The organism is Sulfitobacter sp. GN1-4, from assembly GCF_055693825.1.
Genome location: NZ_JBVFUQ010000003.1, coordinates 3,944,003 through 3,958,307 on the forward strand (window position 1 = coordinate 3,944,003; position 14,305 = coordinate 3,958,307).

Below are 14,305 nucleotides of genomic sequence, written 5' to 3' on the forward strand. Positions count from 1 at the left end.
TGCCATGCCATCCGTCGATCTGAACGCCGATATGGGCGAAAGCTTTGGCCCCTGGAGCATGGGGGATGACGCCGCGCTGTTGAACATCGTCACCTCCGCCAACATCGCCTGTGGCGGGCATGCGGGCGACGCGGATGTGATGGCCGCCACGATGACCCTGGCGCATCAAAACGGCGTGGGCATTGGCGCGCATCCGGGGTTCATGGACATCGCAGGTTTTGGCCGCAACCGCATGTCGGTGCCGCGCGGCACACTGCAAAACCAGGTGCGCTATCAGGTCGCCGCCAGCATCGGCATGGCGCGCAGCGTCGGGGCCCAGGTGCGGCACCTCAAACTGCACGGTGCCATGGCCAACATGGCGTCAGAAGATGAAGCCATGGCGCGCGATCTGTACGAAGCGGCCCTGAGCGTGGCGCCGGATCTGATTGTCATGGTGCTGGCCGCCACAGCACAGCAGGCGGCGGTTGAAAAGCTCGGTTGCGCCTGGGCCGGAGAAATCTTTGCCGACCGCGCCTACAACGATGATGCCACCTTGGTGGACCGGTCCTTGCCCGGTGCGGTCATCCATGACGCGGCCCTTGCGGGCAAACGCATGGTTGAGATGGTGCAGGCCGGGGCGATCATCACCGAAAGTGGCAAACATATTGAAACGCGGATTGATACGATCTGCCTGCATGGCGACACGGCCGAGGCCGTGGCCATCGCCGCCTCTGTGCGCAAAGAGCTGGAGGCGGCAGGGGTCAGCCTGGCGCAATTTGAAGGGCACCGGTAGGTGCATTGGGGTCGGGGGGAAATCCCTACTTAAGTGTTAAATCAGCCGTAAAGCGTTGAATCCAAATGAAACGCGGCCTCTGTCCCCGCGGGGACAGCTGCGCTTTGAGGGCGGCGGCATCACCAGCAACAGACAATACCAGACCGCAAGCGCCTAGCTTGACACATACCCCGCGACCACCTGCAACAGCTTGTAGGCCGTGCGCGCGTCGCTGCCTACCACGTCCAGGAATTCCTCAGCACCGATGCGCAAACAGGTCAGGTCAGACTTGGCGCGCATGTCCAGCGCGCGCGGCACGTTGCGGATCACCCCCAGCTCACCCACCAACTTGCCCGCCCCGGAGGTGGCAATCAGCACATCGTCGCCGTCTTCCACCGGCAACAGCAAATCGGCCTCACCCTCGACCACAAGGAACGCACCGCTTGAGGGATCATCATCTTTGTAGAACACATACTCACCCGCAGGGGCCGTGTACCAACGCGCGCCAAAGGCCAAGAGCCGCAGCTGTTTGCGGGCCAGACCGGAGAACAGATCCGTCTGCTCCAACGCACGCAGTTTGCGCGCGAGATCGGCGCTTACGGTGCTGTCCTCTTCGGCCACAACATCCCCCGCCAGCGATGACATGCGCCCCTGTTGCAGCACATATTTCGCGTCGAACACGGCATCTTCGTCAAAGCTGGGCTCCAGACTGATGATCGTCGCCCTTGGCAGCAAACCGCGCAGGCGGTCATGCAGGTTGCTGCGGGTCTCAGCGTCATAGCTGGCCAAAACGCTATCCAGCACCAGCACCTGTGGCCGCTTGATCGCGGCGCGGCTGATGGCAAGTGTTTCGGTCAAAAGCGCGGGCAGGTTGGTGCCCCCCAAGGTCAGCGGCATGTCAAAGATCAGATCAAGGACAAGCCCATCAAGCCCCGCCTCATAGAGGGCATCCACAACCACCTTGCGCAAGGCATCGCTTTGCCCGCCGACGCTTTCCGCGATCTTGCCGAACAGCGCGTTCTCCAGAACCGTCAGACCCGCAATGGGCTGGTCCTCAAGGATTGGCGTGAACACATCGCCCAGGCTTTCTTGCAGCGCGGCACCATGGGCTTTGCGAATGGCCAGCACGTTTTCGATGATCTCATCAGGGAAGGCAGAGCCGAGCTTTTCTGCGGACATCGCAAAGGTCACAGCCAGCAAGGTGGCCTTGTCCCCGATGCTCAGCTCAGTGCCCTTGCGGCGTTTGTCGCGCACGCGCACGGCCGCTTCAAACGTATCAACATCCACGCCCAACTTGCGGAAAAGCGGATGGTCGGTGCCGTCCACGCCAAAGATCTGACGCAGCAGATCAACCATATCCGTGGCCAGCTGCAGCAAATCCCCTTCGATGTTAAGAGAGGCCAGCAGCGCCATGAAATCGGTCTGCTCTTCCAGCAAGGCCGCGGTGATGCTGGTGTCAGGGGAGGCAAAGATCAGGTTGTCCGCCACAGGCAGCGCCGGATTATAAAGCGCGGGGTCCAGGAAATGGACATGCTGATCCAGCTTCGCGTCCTTCAAAAGCTCTGCCACCCGGGGGCGCAGTTGAACCAGACCTGCGGCCAACGCCGCGTTGTCTTCGGGCGCAAAGCGTTGATCAATGCCGCGCAAGAACAGCGCCTGATCAATCTGCATCCCCTTGATCAGCTCCAGCCACCAGGCCCGCAAATCAGCGTTTCCGGCACCTACTGTCCCCTCGGGGTCAATCCAGTCGATGTTCGGCTGATCGGTGCTGTTGCCCGACCGAATGCTTTCAAACGCCCTGTCGCCTTCTGCGGCATCGGGGTCAGGCTCCACCCACAAAGGCAAGGCGATGTTTTCGCCAAAGCTGCCTTGGAACATCACGGGACGCGACGATGCATAGGCGATGCGTTTGGCCACAACGCCCTGATGCAGCTCTGACAGCGCATGACCCGCATAGGTGACAGAGCCTGAGGCCGGCACAAGTTCACGCATCAACAGCTCTGAGAACGCGCGCCTGTCTTCATCGCTGGGGGCGGTGATGGCAATGCTGGTGGCAGGGGCGAAAGTGACGTCGATGTCTTCCAGCACCATGTTGCCGTCTGCATCCTGCACCCGCACGTTGTTCAGCACCACATCACCATCAAGCGATGGCATATCTTCAGGCTCCCCATCAAAGAGGTCGCGGTTGACCATGCCATGGGGTGCGAACCGCTCTGTGATGGTTTCCCAGCGCAGCGACATGTCCGCGCTTTGGTTGTAATAGGCCAATAGCTCTTTCCACGGGCTGGACAGATCCTTGTAGGCCGCCAGTGCTGCCACGAGGGCACCCACGGTCACTTCACCCGTAATCGTCAGATAGCCCCCGACGGAATAAAAGAAGAAGGGCGTCAGCTGGCTGATGAAGTTGTTGAGGAACTTCATGAAGAACTTCTTCTGGAAGATCTCAAACCGGATGCCAAAAAGGTTGCCCAACCGGTCTGAGATCATCGCCATCCGGTAACGCCAGCCGCCATTGGTGCGCAGCGTGCTGGCCCCTGCGGCCCCCTCGCCAATCTCTGCCGCCAAAGCGCGGATCTGGATCACGCGCTTTTTGTTCAGCAGATTGATCTGGCGTTGCAGTTTGGGGATCAGCCAGGCCTGCAGCGGGATCAGCGCACAGGCCGCGACGCCAAAGGCGAAGCTTTGCAAAAAGAGAAACGCCAGGATGGTGATCATCTGCCCGGCCTGCAACACAGGCTGCGCCACCGCGTCGCCCATCAGGCCGCCCATCGGCTCAGATTCAGATGTGACCATGGACACCAGCTCACCCTGGCTGGTGCGTTCAAAATAGGGCGCGGGGAACCGTTGAATGCGCCCGATCAGCTGATAGCGCAAGCGGCGCAGCAGCCGTTCGGCCAGCACACCTTTCATGGTGTTGATGCGCATCTTCATGATGCCGTGCCCCAGCACAGCCAACAAAAAGAATCCGCACAGCACCATCAGGAAACTGATCTGGTCCAGCTGGAAGCCATAGAAGTTGACCACATCCGTCCCGGCCCCGATCGCATCGTTGATGATACGTTTTGGCAACTCAAGGGTCAGGTAGAGCAGCGGAAACAGCGTCAGGGTCACCGCCAGCAGGATCAGCTGATCACGTTTGGAGTACTTCCAAATGAAGGAAAATAATGAGCGTTCGATTGGAAAGGTCCAATTCTGGGCAGAAAAAATTAATTCCCCAAAGGCTTAACAAGTGCAGGGTGCCAAAATCAAATGAATTGCGCCTCCCTGTGGATGCATTAGGGTACACCTAAAGGAGATCACTCTTTGACCCCTGGCCTTGAAACCGCGCTGATCTTGCTCGTGCTATTGCAGGTGAAACACCTGTTTGCGGATTTCTTTTTCCAGACGCAGAAAATGTTGGCTGGCCGGGATGAGTATATCCACATGGGCCGCTGCCAGCACGCCGGGCTACACGCGATCTTTTCTGTTGTCTGTTTGGTGCTGGTGGGGGCGCCCCTTGGGTTCACCTTGGTGCTCTGCGCGATTGAGGGCGTCGTGCACTACCACATCGACTGGGGCAAAGGGCGGCACGCGGCGATCAAGAAATACACGCCCACCGACGCTGGCTATTGGCGGGCGTTTGGGACAGATCAGCTTTTGCACCAGCTGACCTATGTCGTGATGGTCTGGGCCTGGGTCAAGTTCGCCGTCTAGGTGCAGAGGCCCAAGGCAACAATTAGGTTCCAAAATCGAAACAATTCTGATTCTGCGCTGGCGGCGTTGTGTGCTGCGCAACGATTGTTGCAGACGGCGGGACAACGCCCGGATTCATTGTGGCATTGTTATGCGCAATTGTGGCGATTTCGGCCAAATCGCCTGATTTTACGGGGTTTTCTTGAGTTTGAAGGGGGAATTCTGGCAATTTCGCGTCACGGGGCGCTGCTAATACAAATTCAATTTCGAACCTAATGTCTGCCGAGGTTTGCCGTTAATGACAGTACTGAGTCTTTTGAACCTGAAGAAAACCGGGCAGATCGTCTCTGCCGATATGTTCGGCGCGAACGCGGTTTTTGAGGGCACAAATTCAGGCACTCCAACCCCCGCTTATGAAGCCACCGCACAGGCGCTTGGAACGCAGAACATCCGCTTTGGCGGTGGGCAGGCCGATCTGGATCCGGCCAAGCCCAATGCCGCCGGTGACCTGCCAGAGGATGGCGTGAGCGCGATCAACATTGTCGACATGCCCGGCGGTCAGCTGCGCGCCGAAGTCGTGAACTTTCTGGAATGGTGTCAGGCGCAAACGGCGGCGGGCCACCCCACAAAAGCGACGCTGATCATCCCCACCAAACATCTGAGCGCTGAGGACTATGCGGGCTTTGCCTCGCAGATTGAAACCTTTGCCCAGACGGTGATGGCTGAATACGGCGATGTGATTGCTGCCTTTCAAATGGGCAACGAATACTGGGAAATGGGCGAAACCGCCTATGGCATCAAAGCCTCCATCGGGGCAGAAGCGCTGGAGCTGGGGATGCAGGCGGCGGGTTACGGACCCGAGGCGCAGCCCGATATCCTGGTGCAGATGGGCACACCGGGGAATCAAGGATCAGAGTTTCCCGCCATCAAAGGCGTGTCCAACCATGCCGCCCGGACCGTGGAGGCCAACCAGCAGATCATTGACCAGCTCAGTGATGCGGCCCGCGATGCGATAGATGGCGTGACGGAGCATTACTATTACAACGAAACCAGCTTTGAGCTGGCCGCGCAGGACGACAACATCAAAAACATTGGCAAAGATTATCAGGTTTGGGCCGGTAATTTTGACAAAGAACTGGATCTGCACATCACCGAGTGGAACGTGAAAACCACGGCCACGCAGCAGCACGGGATTGTCGCCGCCTCCAGCGTGATCAACCAAGTTGAGAACATGGTTGAGCTGGGTGTGGACGGCGCACATGTCTGGACGTTTGACTATCATTCCCGCACGGCGCTGACGCTTGTGTCAGATGAGGGACCGCGCCTGGATGACGCGGGCCGGTTGACCAACTCTGCTCAGGGGGCCGCATTTGATCTGATGTCCGCCTCTTTGCCCGGCGCTGAGCTGATTGAGGCGTCGTTCAGTGACGGCGTGCCAGGCGTTTCGTTCAGCAGCTACGCCACAGAAAACGAAATCATCTTTTATATTTATTCACGAAATACGGACACAACATCGTTCACAATTGATCTTTCTACCAAACTGCCGAATCGCTCGGTTGAGGGTGTGAAGATCGCATTGGATGCCGACACATCCAACGGGAAGCAGTGGTTGGTCGGCGTGGATGCAGAAAGCATCGAAATCGACGGAGGAGCATATTTTTACAATGAACATGATGTCGATGTGACCCTGACAGATCTCTTGTTCGAAAACGCGAGCGAGATAGACCTTATGCTGAACCCTTTCGAAGTGGTGGAACTCAAACTGGATTTGGATGTGAACGTGGATGTCGATCTGGATATCAATCTGGGCGGCATCCCCATTGCGGTTGAGGATCCGCCAGCAGATGTACCGGATGGTGATATGAAGGATGACGTCCCGGTAACGGACGACACGCCAGACAAAGAACCGGATGAAGACATCACCGACGGAGCGCCAACCGAACCAACAGGCGAACTGATCACGTCGGACAAACACTATATCCTTGGCACCAGTGTGGATGACCTCATCGCCTGGACCGAAAACGTTGTCTATATCGACGCCGGTGATGGCGTGGATACGGTGTTTGCCGACGCCATGGGCGAAGACGCGACGTTCAAGATTGACGGTCTTGGCAAAGCGGTGATGTCCCTAGCGGGCACCGATGCGCAGGTGACGTTGAACAACGTGGAACGCATCGTCTTTAACGACGGTGTGCTGGCGGCTGATGTGGAAGGCAACGCCGGTCAGGCGTACCGCCTTTATGAAGCCAGCTTTAACCGCACGCCGGATGAGGCGGGGCTGGAGTTCTGGGTCAAACAACTCGACAGCGGGGATTTCACGTTGGTTGAGATTGCCGATCACTTCCTCACCTCAGATGAGTTTGCGGAAACCTACGGCAAAAAAGACGATCTGAGCGACAACGCCTATCTTGATCTGCTTTATCAGAACGTGCTGGACCGGGATCCTGATCAGGCGGGCTATGCGTTTTGGAGCGATCAGCAAAAGAACGATTTCTCCCGCGAAGAGATGCTGGTGCATTTCTCTGAAAGCTCTGAGAACAAGGCCAACGTTGCCCCAGCCATCGATGATGGCATTTGGTACGGGTGAGAAATGATGCGGGTGTTCGCGCTTTGGGGCGCGGACACCTGAACCCTTGATGCTCTTGCGCCATCGCTGGGACCCGCAGATGGGGCCCCAAGAAACGCCAGGCGCCAGACAGGCCACTTGCACACCCCTCAGCTGTCCAAGGTTAGGGTAACCTTGTCCCCGGCAAAAAACGTGCGCCCAAATTCAACCGGTGTGCCCGCCGCATCCACGTTGACACCCGTGGAGCGCAACACCGGATCGCCCTCTTGTACCTGCAGGTGAAGCGCTTGGCTCGCATCTGCGCGGGTGGCCGTGAGCCTGGTGGAACTGCGCATAAAATCCGCCACGCCGACCAGGTCCAGCGCTTGGGTCACCCCCCGCGTTTGCGCCAGCGCCTCTGCGATACCGGGAAGGCGGTCTTGGGGGAAAACGCTTTCAAAGATGGCGATGGGCTGGCCGTCGGCCAGAGACAAGCCGTGATAGGCGCAGACGGGCGCGCCCTGTGAAATGGCAAGCGCCTGCGCCTCTCCCTGCGATGCGGCGCGGCATTCAATCGCCAGCACCTGCTTTTGCGGACGGCGCCCTGCGGCCAGCAGGTTTTCGTGAAACCGCACCCGTTGGCCAATGGCGTAATCCGTAGGTGTGGCGGCCACAAAGGCACCCGCACCGCGCCGGGTACGCACCAGATTTTCCTCAACCAATTTTGACAGCGCATGGCGCACAGTGTGGCGGTTCACGCCGAAACGCTCCGCCAACGCAGCCTCTGTCGGCAGTTTGTCCCCCGGCTGATACCGCCCTTCGCTGATCTCACTGCGCAGAGCGTTCGCGATGGCCAACCAGACAGGTGTTTTGGGGCGTTGGGCAGAGGGCATAGGCAGCATCTTTGCGAATGGGGGTGGGCAGCGGGCCGGGGTGTCGTTAAGATATGTATAGTTGTATAGTATTTCCCAAAGTTGTCGAGATGAAAGCCCCCACGCCCCCTTGTTCAACCCCGTGCCTGCCCAACAGGCCGCAACCACCGACCGCGCTGCATGAACGCGGGGCGGCTTATCGCGGTGGTCGGCCCCTCTGGCGTGGGCAAAGACAGCGTGATGACCGCCATCGCGCAGCGCCTGCCCCAGATCCGGTTGGTGCGGCGGGTGATCACGCGGCCTGCGGGCCTGGCGGGCGAGCGCTATGACGCCACCACGCCTGAGGCCTTTGAAACGCAGATCGCCCAAGGCGCGTTTTGTCTGCATTGGGACGCCCACGGTCTGCGCTATGGCATTCCGCACGCGGTGCTGACGGATGTGCAGGCGGGCCGCGACTGTATGGTCAACTTCTCCCGCAGCGCGCTTGTGGCTGCTGACCGGCAGTTTCCACATCTGATCGTGCTCAGCATCACGGCCGATGCAAAAGTGTTGGCCGAACGGCTAAAGGCGCGGGGCAGAGAGAGCGCAAAAGAGATCGCCCAGCGACTGGCAAAAGCGGATCAACCTTTGCCAGCGGGGTTGGACGTGATCACGCTGCCCAACACCGGCGCATTGGACGAAACGGTCGATAGGGCCGTGCAGGCCCTGCGCATCAAAGAGGTGCCCGGATGAGACTGATAAAACACCCAACGGCTCAGGAGTTGCTGACATGAACACCCCTCTCTACCTCTCGGGGCTGTTGGCACGCTGCAGCTGGCCAATGCGCAACTTGTCCTGCCCGATCAGGTGATCACCGGGCGTATGACCATCCAAAACGGCATCATCACCGAGATGACCGCCAGCGATGATGTCCCGCCGGGCGCGGTGGATTGCGCGGGGGATTACGTCATGCCGGGCCTCATTGAGCTGCACACCGACAATCTGGAACGCCATATTGAGCCGCGCCCGTCGGTGGATTGGCCCCATGCCTCAGCGCTTTTGTCCCATGACGCTGAGCTTGCCTCTGTCGGGATCACAACCGTCTTTGATGCGCTGCGGGTCGGGTCCATCCATGGCGGCAAGGGGCGCTATACCCCCTATGCCCGCAGCCTGGCGGATGAGCTGTTGCAGATGCGCGCGGCGGGCCATTTCAAGATCAGCCATTTCCTGCATCTGCGCGCAGAAATCTGTTCTGAAACCTTGATGGAGGAGCTGGCGCAATTCGGCGCAGACGACCGCATTGGCATCGTCAGCCTGATGGATCACACGCCGGGGCAGCGGCAGTTTACGGATCTGGAGCGGCTCAAATCCTATATCGCCAAACGGCGCGGGATGGATGCGCAGGATTTTATTGACCATGTGGCCCGGCTGAAAAAACTACAGGCCAAGAACGGTGCCCGGCACGAAGCCGCAGCGGTGGCCGAGGCGGCGCGTCTGGGTGCCGTGCTGTGCAGCCACGACGACACGACGGTGGCCCATGTCGAAACCTCGTGCCGCAACGGGGTTGGCTTTGCCGAATTCCCAACAACCTTTGAGGCCGCACAGGCCTGTCAGGACAGGGGCATCGCGGTGATGATGGGCGCGCCAAACTTGATCCGTGGGGCATCCCATTCCGGCAATGTCGCAGCGCAGGATCTTGCCGACGCGGGTCTGTTGCACATCATATCCTCAGACTATGTGCCGTCGGCCTTGCTGATGTCAGCCTTTCATCTGGCCGATACCTTTGGGGATCTGCCGCGGGCTGTGGCCTGCGTGACGGCCACGCCTGCGCGCGTGTCCGGGATGACAGATCGGGGGCAATTGGCAGAGGGGCTGCGCGGTGATGTGATCCGCGTGGGCTTGGCCGGCAACGCCCCACAGGTGCGCGGCGTCTGGTGCAACGGCGTGCGGGTCAGCTAGCCGCCCAACAGCAGCTTACCGCAGGAGTTCAGATGCGCGGTCGCGGTCATGCGGGCCATCTGAGCGTTCTTGGCGTTTTCGTGAAAGGTCGCGATTTGCAAAAGACGGGCATGGGCGTGCTTGGCCTCAATCCGGCGGTGCAAGACCTTGCGCCCCTGCCCTTCGGCCATCGTGCTTTCCACAAGGCCAACAAAGGCCAGACGTTGACCTGCAAAATCTGCCGCCCGGTCCGAGCCGATCAGCCAGGCATGCTCCATCTCAGCTGAATAGCGGCCAGCGCAACTGGCAAAAACATCCGTGATGGTGCCTGACGCCAACACTGACCCCGCACCGAAGATGGACAAAACGCCCGCACAAAGGAGTGTTTTCATTCCGCTCATGTTTTCAGCTTTGGTCCTGATTTTGCGCCCGTCAAGCATGCAGTTTGAAAACATGTGTGACAGGCGTGCCAAGTGTGGCGGCTTTGCCCAAGCGCGCCACAGGATGTAGAGGGCAGAAAACAGGCCCTTTGCCAGGTTTCGCGCCCCGAACAGGCCCCGTTTGGTGGAAATCCGATTTTTCTGTGCAGGCCGCCTGCGATTGTGATTGTTTGGCGCAAGTGATCTTTTCCGCCGCAATGGGCTGCCATGACTGACCAATCAAAATCCTTTGGCCTGCGCCTGACAGCACTGGTGCGGCAAATCTATCCTGAGCTGGATGCAGATATCCTGGCCAGCCAGATCATGGACGCCTTTTGGCCCCAAGGCATAAAACGCCGCAAACTGGGGCGCAAGCCGGGCAATTCGCTGTGGTCTGAACAGGACGCGCTGCTGATCAGCTATGGCAATTCAATCCAGGACGGCGCGCACAAACCGCTGGATTTGTTGCACGACTTTCTGCTGACCCACCTGAAAGGTGTGGTGAACGGCGTTCATATCCTACCGTTCTTTCCCTTCACATCCGACGACGGCTTTGCCGTGTCTGATTTCCGTACGGTGAACCCGCAGCTGGGCGATTGGGCGGACATCAACCGGATTGGGGACGCGTTCCACCTGATGTCTGATCTGGTACTCAACCACGTCTCAAGCCAGGGGGCATGGTTCAACGCCTACCGGCAGGGGCAGGCCCCCTATGACAAGTTCTTCTTTGAGGCCACGCCTCAGGATGATCTGAGCATGGTCGTCCGCCCCCGCACCACGCCCCTGTTACAAGAGGTTGAGACCGCGAAGGGCCCCCGCCATGTCTGGTGCACCTTTAGTCATGATCAGATCGACCTAGATTTCCGCAACCCCGAAGTGCTGTTGGAATTCCTGCGCATCATCCGGCTGCATGTGGACAACCAGGTGCGCATCATCCGTTTGGATGCGGTCGCGTTTTTGTGGAAAGAGGTGGGGTCGCCGTCGATCCACCTGCCGCAAACCCATGCGATCATTCAGCTGATGCGCCTGCTGTGTGACTACGCAACTGAGACGATCATCCTGCTGACCGAAACCAATGTGCCCAAGGCCGAAAACCTCAGCTATTTTGGCAACCGGAACGAGGCGCATGCGATCTATAACTTCCCACTGCCGCCGCTGATCTTGCACGCGATGATGTCCGGCTCTGCCCGGCATCTGCGGCGCTGGCAAAGCGGAATGCCGCCCGCGCAATTGGGCTGCGCCTATCTCAACTTCACCGCCAGCCATGACGGGATCGGGATGCGCCCGGCCGAAGGGCTGCTGCCTGAGGATGAAAAGGAACAGATGATCCAGACGGTGCGCGATCTGGGCGGGCTGGTGTCGATGCGGGCGCTGCCGGGCGGGGGCGAGGCCCCTTATGAACTGAACACCACTTTCTTTGACGCCTGCGGACGCACCTTCAAAGGCGAGGATGCGCATCATCTGGCGCGCTTTATCTGTTCGCAGACGATTGTGATGTCGCTGGAGGGGATCCCGGCCTTCTACATCCATTCGCTGCTGGCCACACCAAACGATCACGCCTCTGTCGAAAAGCGCGGCATGAACCGCGCGATCAACCGCCACCGCTGGGATTACACCGACCTGCGCGCACGGCTTCAGGATGCAACGACGGATCAGGCAAAGGTGCTTGGCGCGCTGTCAGAACGGCTGCGCATCCGCGCGCAACAGCCCGCGTTCCATCCCAATGCCACGCAGTTTACGCTGACCCTGGTGGATGAAATCCACGGGGTCTGGCGGCAAAGCCTGGACCGGCATCAATCCATCTTTGCCCTACACAACGTCAGCGATCAGACGGTGATGGTGGACCCGCTGTCGATGAACCTGATCGATGACGAACACTGGGTTGACCTGCTCAGCGGGGAGGTGATTGACGCCACCAAAGCCGCCTTTGAAATGGCCCCCTACCAGTGTCGCTGGATCACCAACCGGGCCTAGCTGAACTCCGCCTCATCCTTATGGGCTGCGTCATGCAGGTTCAGCAGAAAATCGGGGTCTGCGGAATGAACGCGGTTCCAGGTCGGGATAAAGGGCGTCTCATGCGGGTTGTCCAAAAACACCTGGCCTGCGCGCATGATGTTTTCGGCAAAAAGCTCAATGGAGCGTTCTTCCTTGTGCCGGTCAATCGACAGCCCGTTCATTTGGGCATCGTTGTAGTACGCCTCCAATAAATCAAGCGCGCTGCGGTAATAGGTGGCCTTGAGCGTGCGGAACATGTTGTGGGTGAAAACCGTGCCGTCCGCCGCCAGCTTGCGAAAGATCGCTTTGCAGATGTCCGTGGACATCCGGCTAAGCCCGGTGTTGGCATCCTCAACGCTCAGCTCTTGGTGTTTGTGGTCATAGCTGTCGGCAATCTCCACCTGGCACACCGCCTTGGGGGCCAGGTTGCGCCAGGCCTCAGACAGCACGCCAATCTCCAGCCCCCAATCAGAGGGGATACGCAGATCCGGCAGGATCGCGGTGCGCATCGCAAATTCGCCCGACAGCGGGTAGCGGAAGCTGCGCAGGTAATCGAGGTAATCGCGGTCGCCGATCACCCGTTTCAAGGCAATCAACAAAGGGCTCACCAACAGCCGCGTGACCCGGCCATTCAGCTTGTTTTCGCCAACGCGCGGATAAAACCCTTTGGCCACCTGATAGGGGAAATTCGGGTTCACCACCGGATAGACCAGCCGCGCCAGCATTTCATTGGTGTAGGTCAGGATATCGCAATCATGGATCGCCATCACCGCGCTGTCTGAACAGCTGATCAGATAGCCAAGCGAGGACCAGACGTTCTTGCCCTTGCCCTGCTCTGCCGGGGCCAGACCCATCTGCTCCAGCCGCGCGCCCAGCTCAAGCATGCGGGGGCTGTCGTTCCAGATTACGATGTGGTTCTGGTTCAGCTCGGCAAAGAACGCCTTGGCATGGCGGTACTGCGCCTCATCCGCGCGGTCCAGGCCGATGATGATGCGGTGCAGATAGGGCACCTTGCGCAGCTCTGCGAGGATGTTGGGCATCGCGTCGCCCTCCAGCTCTGAATAGAGGCAGGGCAGGATAAGAGAGATCTTGCGCGTCTGGGCAAAGACAGAAATTTCGTGGCTGAGCGCATCGGCAGATTGGGTGCGCAGGTTATGTAGGGTCGTGATATTTCCGTTTTGATGGAAATCCGCCATGTGGCTTAGCCTTTCGTGTCGTGCAGATCGCAGAGTAGTTCAAGAACAGCGCCATTCCAACCAACCGGGCCGGGCTGAGATGTCCGAAGGATGGTGCCGGTTTTTTCCCCGGTAAGGGCGGCAAAGGGGGCCGGTGGGGGTTGGCAATAATGACGCCAGTATCGGCCTTTTCCAGCATCTCAACATCATTGGGCGCATCGCCCAGCGCGATGGTCTGCCGGGGCCTGTGGGCTGCAATGATATCGTCCATCTGATCAGCTTTGGTTTTGCCAAAAGACAACGTCAAAAACCGCCCACCTTCCCGCGCAAAAACGCCCTTGGTCGCGAGCATTTGCAGAAACGTCTGCTTGTCTTGGGGCGTGCCGTGCCATGTGCCAGGCTCCGAAAACTGCCGCGTCTTGGCCAGCTCTGCGGCGGCGGGGGTCAGGCCTGTGATTTTTGCCACCTCACTGGCATCAAGATCACCGAACCCCGTGAAACCCGCACGCAGATCAGCGGGCAAACCGTCCAAGGCGCGGCGGATGTCTTTGTAGGGCTGATCGTTCGCACCGGTGCCCAATTGCCCGGCACCATTCTCAACGATGGCGGGCCAATCGCTCAGCCCCATTTCGGCCTGCAGCACATGCATCTCAGCGGCGGTTTTGCTGCTGGCCAGGATAACGCCCGCCCCCATCCGGCGCAGCGCGCCCAGCGCCTCAGCCGCGGCATCCCATTGATAGGTTTCATGATCCAGCAACGTGCCATCCAGATCAGAAAACACCAATAAGGGAAGGGACGGCCGCATAGCAGCTAGGGTGACCTCAGACCCATAGGATCACAAGCCCAATAGCGCAGAATGCTGATTATTCACGCAATTCTGCAGCCATCCGGGCCCGTTTATTTGGACAGCTAGCTAAGGCGGATCACCTGCCTGTCATGGGCCTGTCACGGGCAAAACA

General features: G+C 59.2%; 11 protein-coding genes. 6 read left to right on the forward strand and 5 right to left on the reverse strand.

Translation table 11 applies throughout. From position 1 onward, the window contains the following. Positions 1-4 precede the first annotated feature (4 nt). On the forward strand, positions 5-772 hold the full coding sequence (locus ACZ1HM_RS20270; RefSeq protein WP_472744393.1) for a LamB/YcsF family protein: 768 nt from the start codon (positions 5-7) through the stop codon (positions 770-772). Between the two features lie 153 nt (positions 773-925). Here the strand turns inward: ACZ1HM_RS20270 and ACZ1HM_RS20275 are convergent, their stop codons facing one another. After that, positions 926-3,871: an ABC transporter transmembrane domain-containing protein gene (locus ACZ1HM_RS20275; RefSeq protein WP_472744673.1), complete on the reverse strand. Its 2,946-nt coding sequence runs from the start codon at positions 3,869-3,871 to the stop codon at positions 926-928. 183 nt (positions 3,872-4,054) lie between these two features. Between ACZ1HM_RS20275 and ACZ1HM_RS20280 the strand changes: the two genes are divergently transcribed. Then, the gene (locus ACZ1HM_RS20280; RefSeq protein WP_472744394.1) at positions 4,055-4,444 is read left to right on the forward strand and encodes a DUF3307 domain-containing protein; all 390 of its coding nucleotides are present in this window, start codon (positions 4,055-4,057) and stop codon (positions 4,442-4,444) included. A gap of 277 nt (positions 4,445-4,721) precedes the next feature. After that, complete coding sequence (locus tag ACZ1HM_RS20285; protein ID WP_472744395.1) at positions 4,722-7,010, forward strand: DUF4214 domain-containing protein; 2,289 nt, start codon at positions 4,722-4,724, stop codon at positions 7,008-7,010. A 128-nt stretch (positions 7,011-7,138) separates the two neighbouring features. Here the strand turns inward: ACZ1HM_RS20285 and phnF are convergent, their stop codons facing one another. Continuing rightward, positions 7,139-7,861 (reverse strand): phosphonate metabolism transcriptional regulator PhnF, encoded by a 723-nt coding sequence (gene phnF, locus ACZ1HM_RS20290; RefSeq protein ID WP_472744396.1) that lies wholly within the window; start codon positions 7,859-7,861, stop codon positions 7,139-7,141. 159 nt (positions 7,862-8,020) lie between these two features. Between phnF and phnN the strand changes: the two genes are divergently transcribed. Both phnN and ACZ1HM_RS20300 read left to right on the forward strand, forming a co-directional pair. Next, positions 8,021-8,572, forward strand: coding sequence for a phosphonate metabolism protein/1,5-bisphosphokinase (PRPP-forming) PhnN (phnN, locus tag ACZ1HM_RS20295; RefSeq protein WP_472744397.1), 552 nt, complete (start codon positions 8,021-8,023; stop codon positions 8,570-8,572). A gap of 75 nt (positions 8,573-8,647) precedes the next feature. Beyond that, positions 8,648-9,778 (forward strand): alpha-D-ribose 1-methylphosphonate 5-triphosphate diphosphatase, encoded by a 1,131-nt coding sequence (locus tag ACZ1HM_RS20300; RefSeq protein ID WP_472744674.1) that lies wholly within the window; start codon positions 8,648-8,650, stop codon positions 9,776-9,778. On the opposite strand, the gene ACZ1HM_RS20305 is transcribed toward ACZ1HM_RS20300, so the two are convergent. Next, the gene (locus ACZ1HM_RS20305) at positions 9,775-10,158 is read right to left on the reverse strand and encodes a hypothetical protein (RefSeq protein WP_472744398.1); all 384 of its coding nucleotides are present in this window, start codon (positions 10,156-10,158) and stop codon (positions 9,775-9,777) included. The genes ACZ1HM_RS20300 and ACZ1HM_RS20305 overlap by 4 nt on opposite strands. A 246-nt stretch (positions 10,159-10,404) precedes the next feature. On the opposite strand from ACZ1HM_RS20305, the gene ACZ1HM_RS20310 reads away from it, so the two are divergent. Further along, entirely contained in the window at positions 10,405-12,150 is a 1,746-nt protein-coding gene (locus ACZ1HM_RS20310; protein ID WP_472744399.1) for a sugar phosphorylase, read from the forward strand. Here the strand turns inward: ACZ1HM_RS20310 and ACZ1HM_RS20315 are convergent. Continuing rightward, on the reverse strand, positions 12,147-13,367 hold the full coding sequence (locus ACZ1HM_RS20315) for a glycosyltransferase family protein (RefSeq protein WP_472744400.1): 1,221 nt from the start codon (positions 13,365-13,367) through the stop codon (positions 12,147-12,149). The two genes, ACZ1HM_RS20310 and ACZ1HM_RS20315, sit on opposite strands and share 4 nt — an antisense overlap. Next, on the reverse strand, positions 13,324-14,151 hold the full coding sequence (locus ACZ1HM_RS20320; protein WP_472744401.1) for an HAD-IIB family hydrolase: 828 nt from the start codon (positions 14,149-14,151) through the stop codon (positions 13,324-13,326). Before ACZ1HM_RS20320 ends, ACZ1HM_RS20315 begins: the two co-directional genes overlap by 44 nt. Between the last annotated feature and the right edge of the window lie 154 nt (positions 14,152-14,305).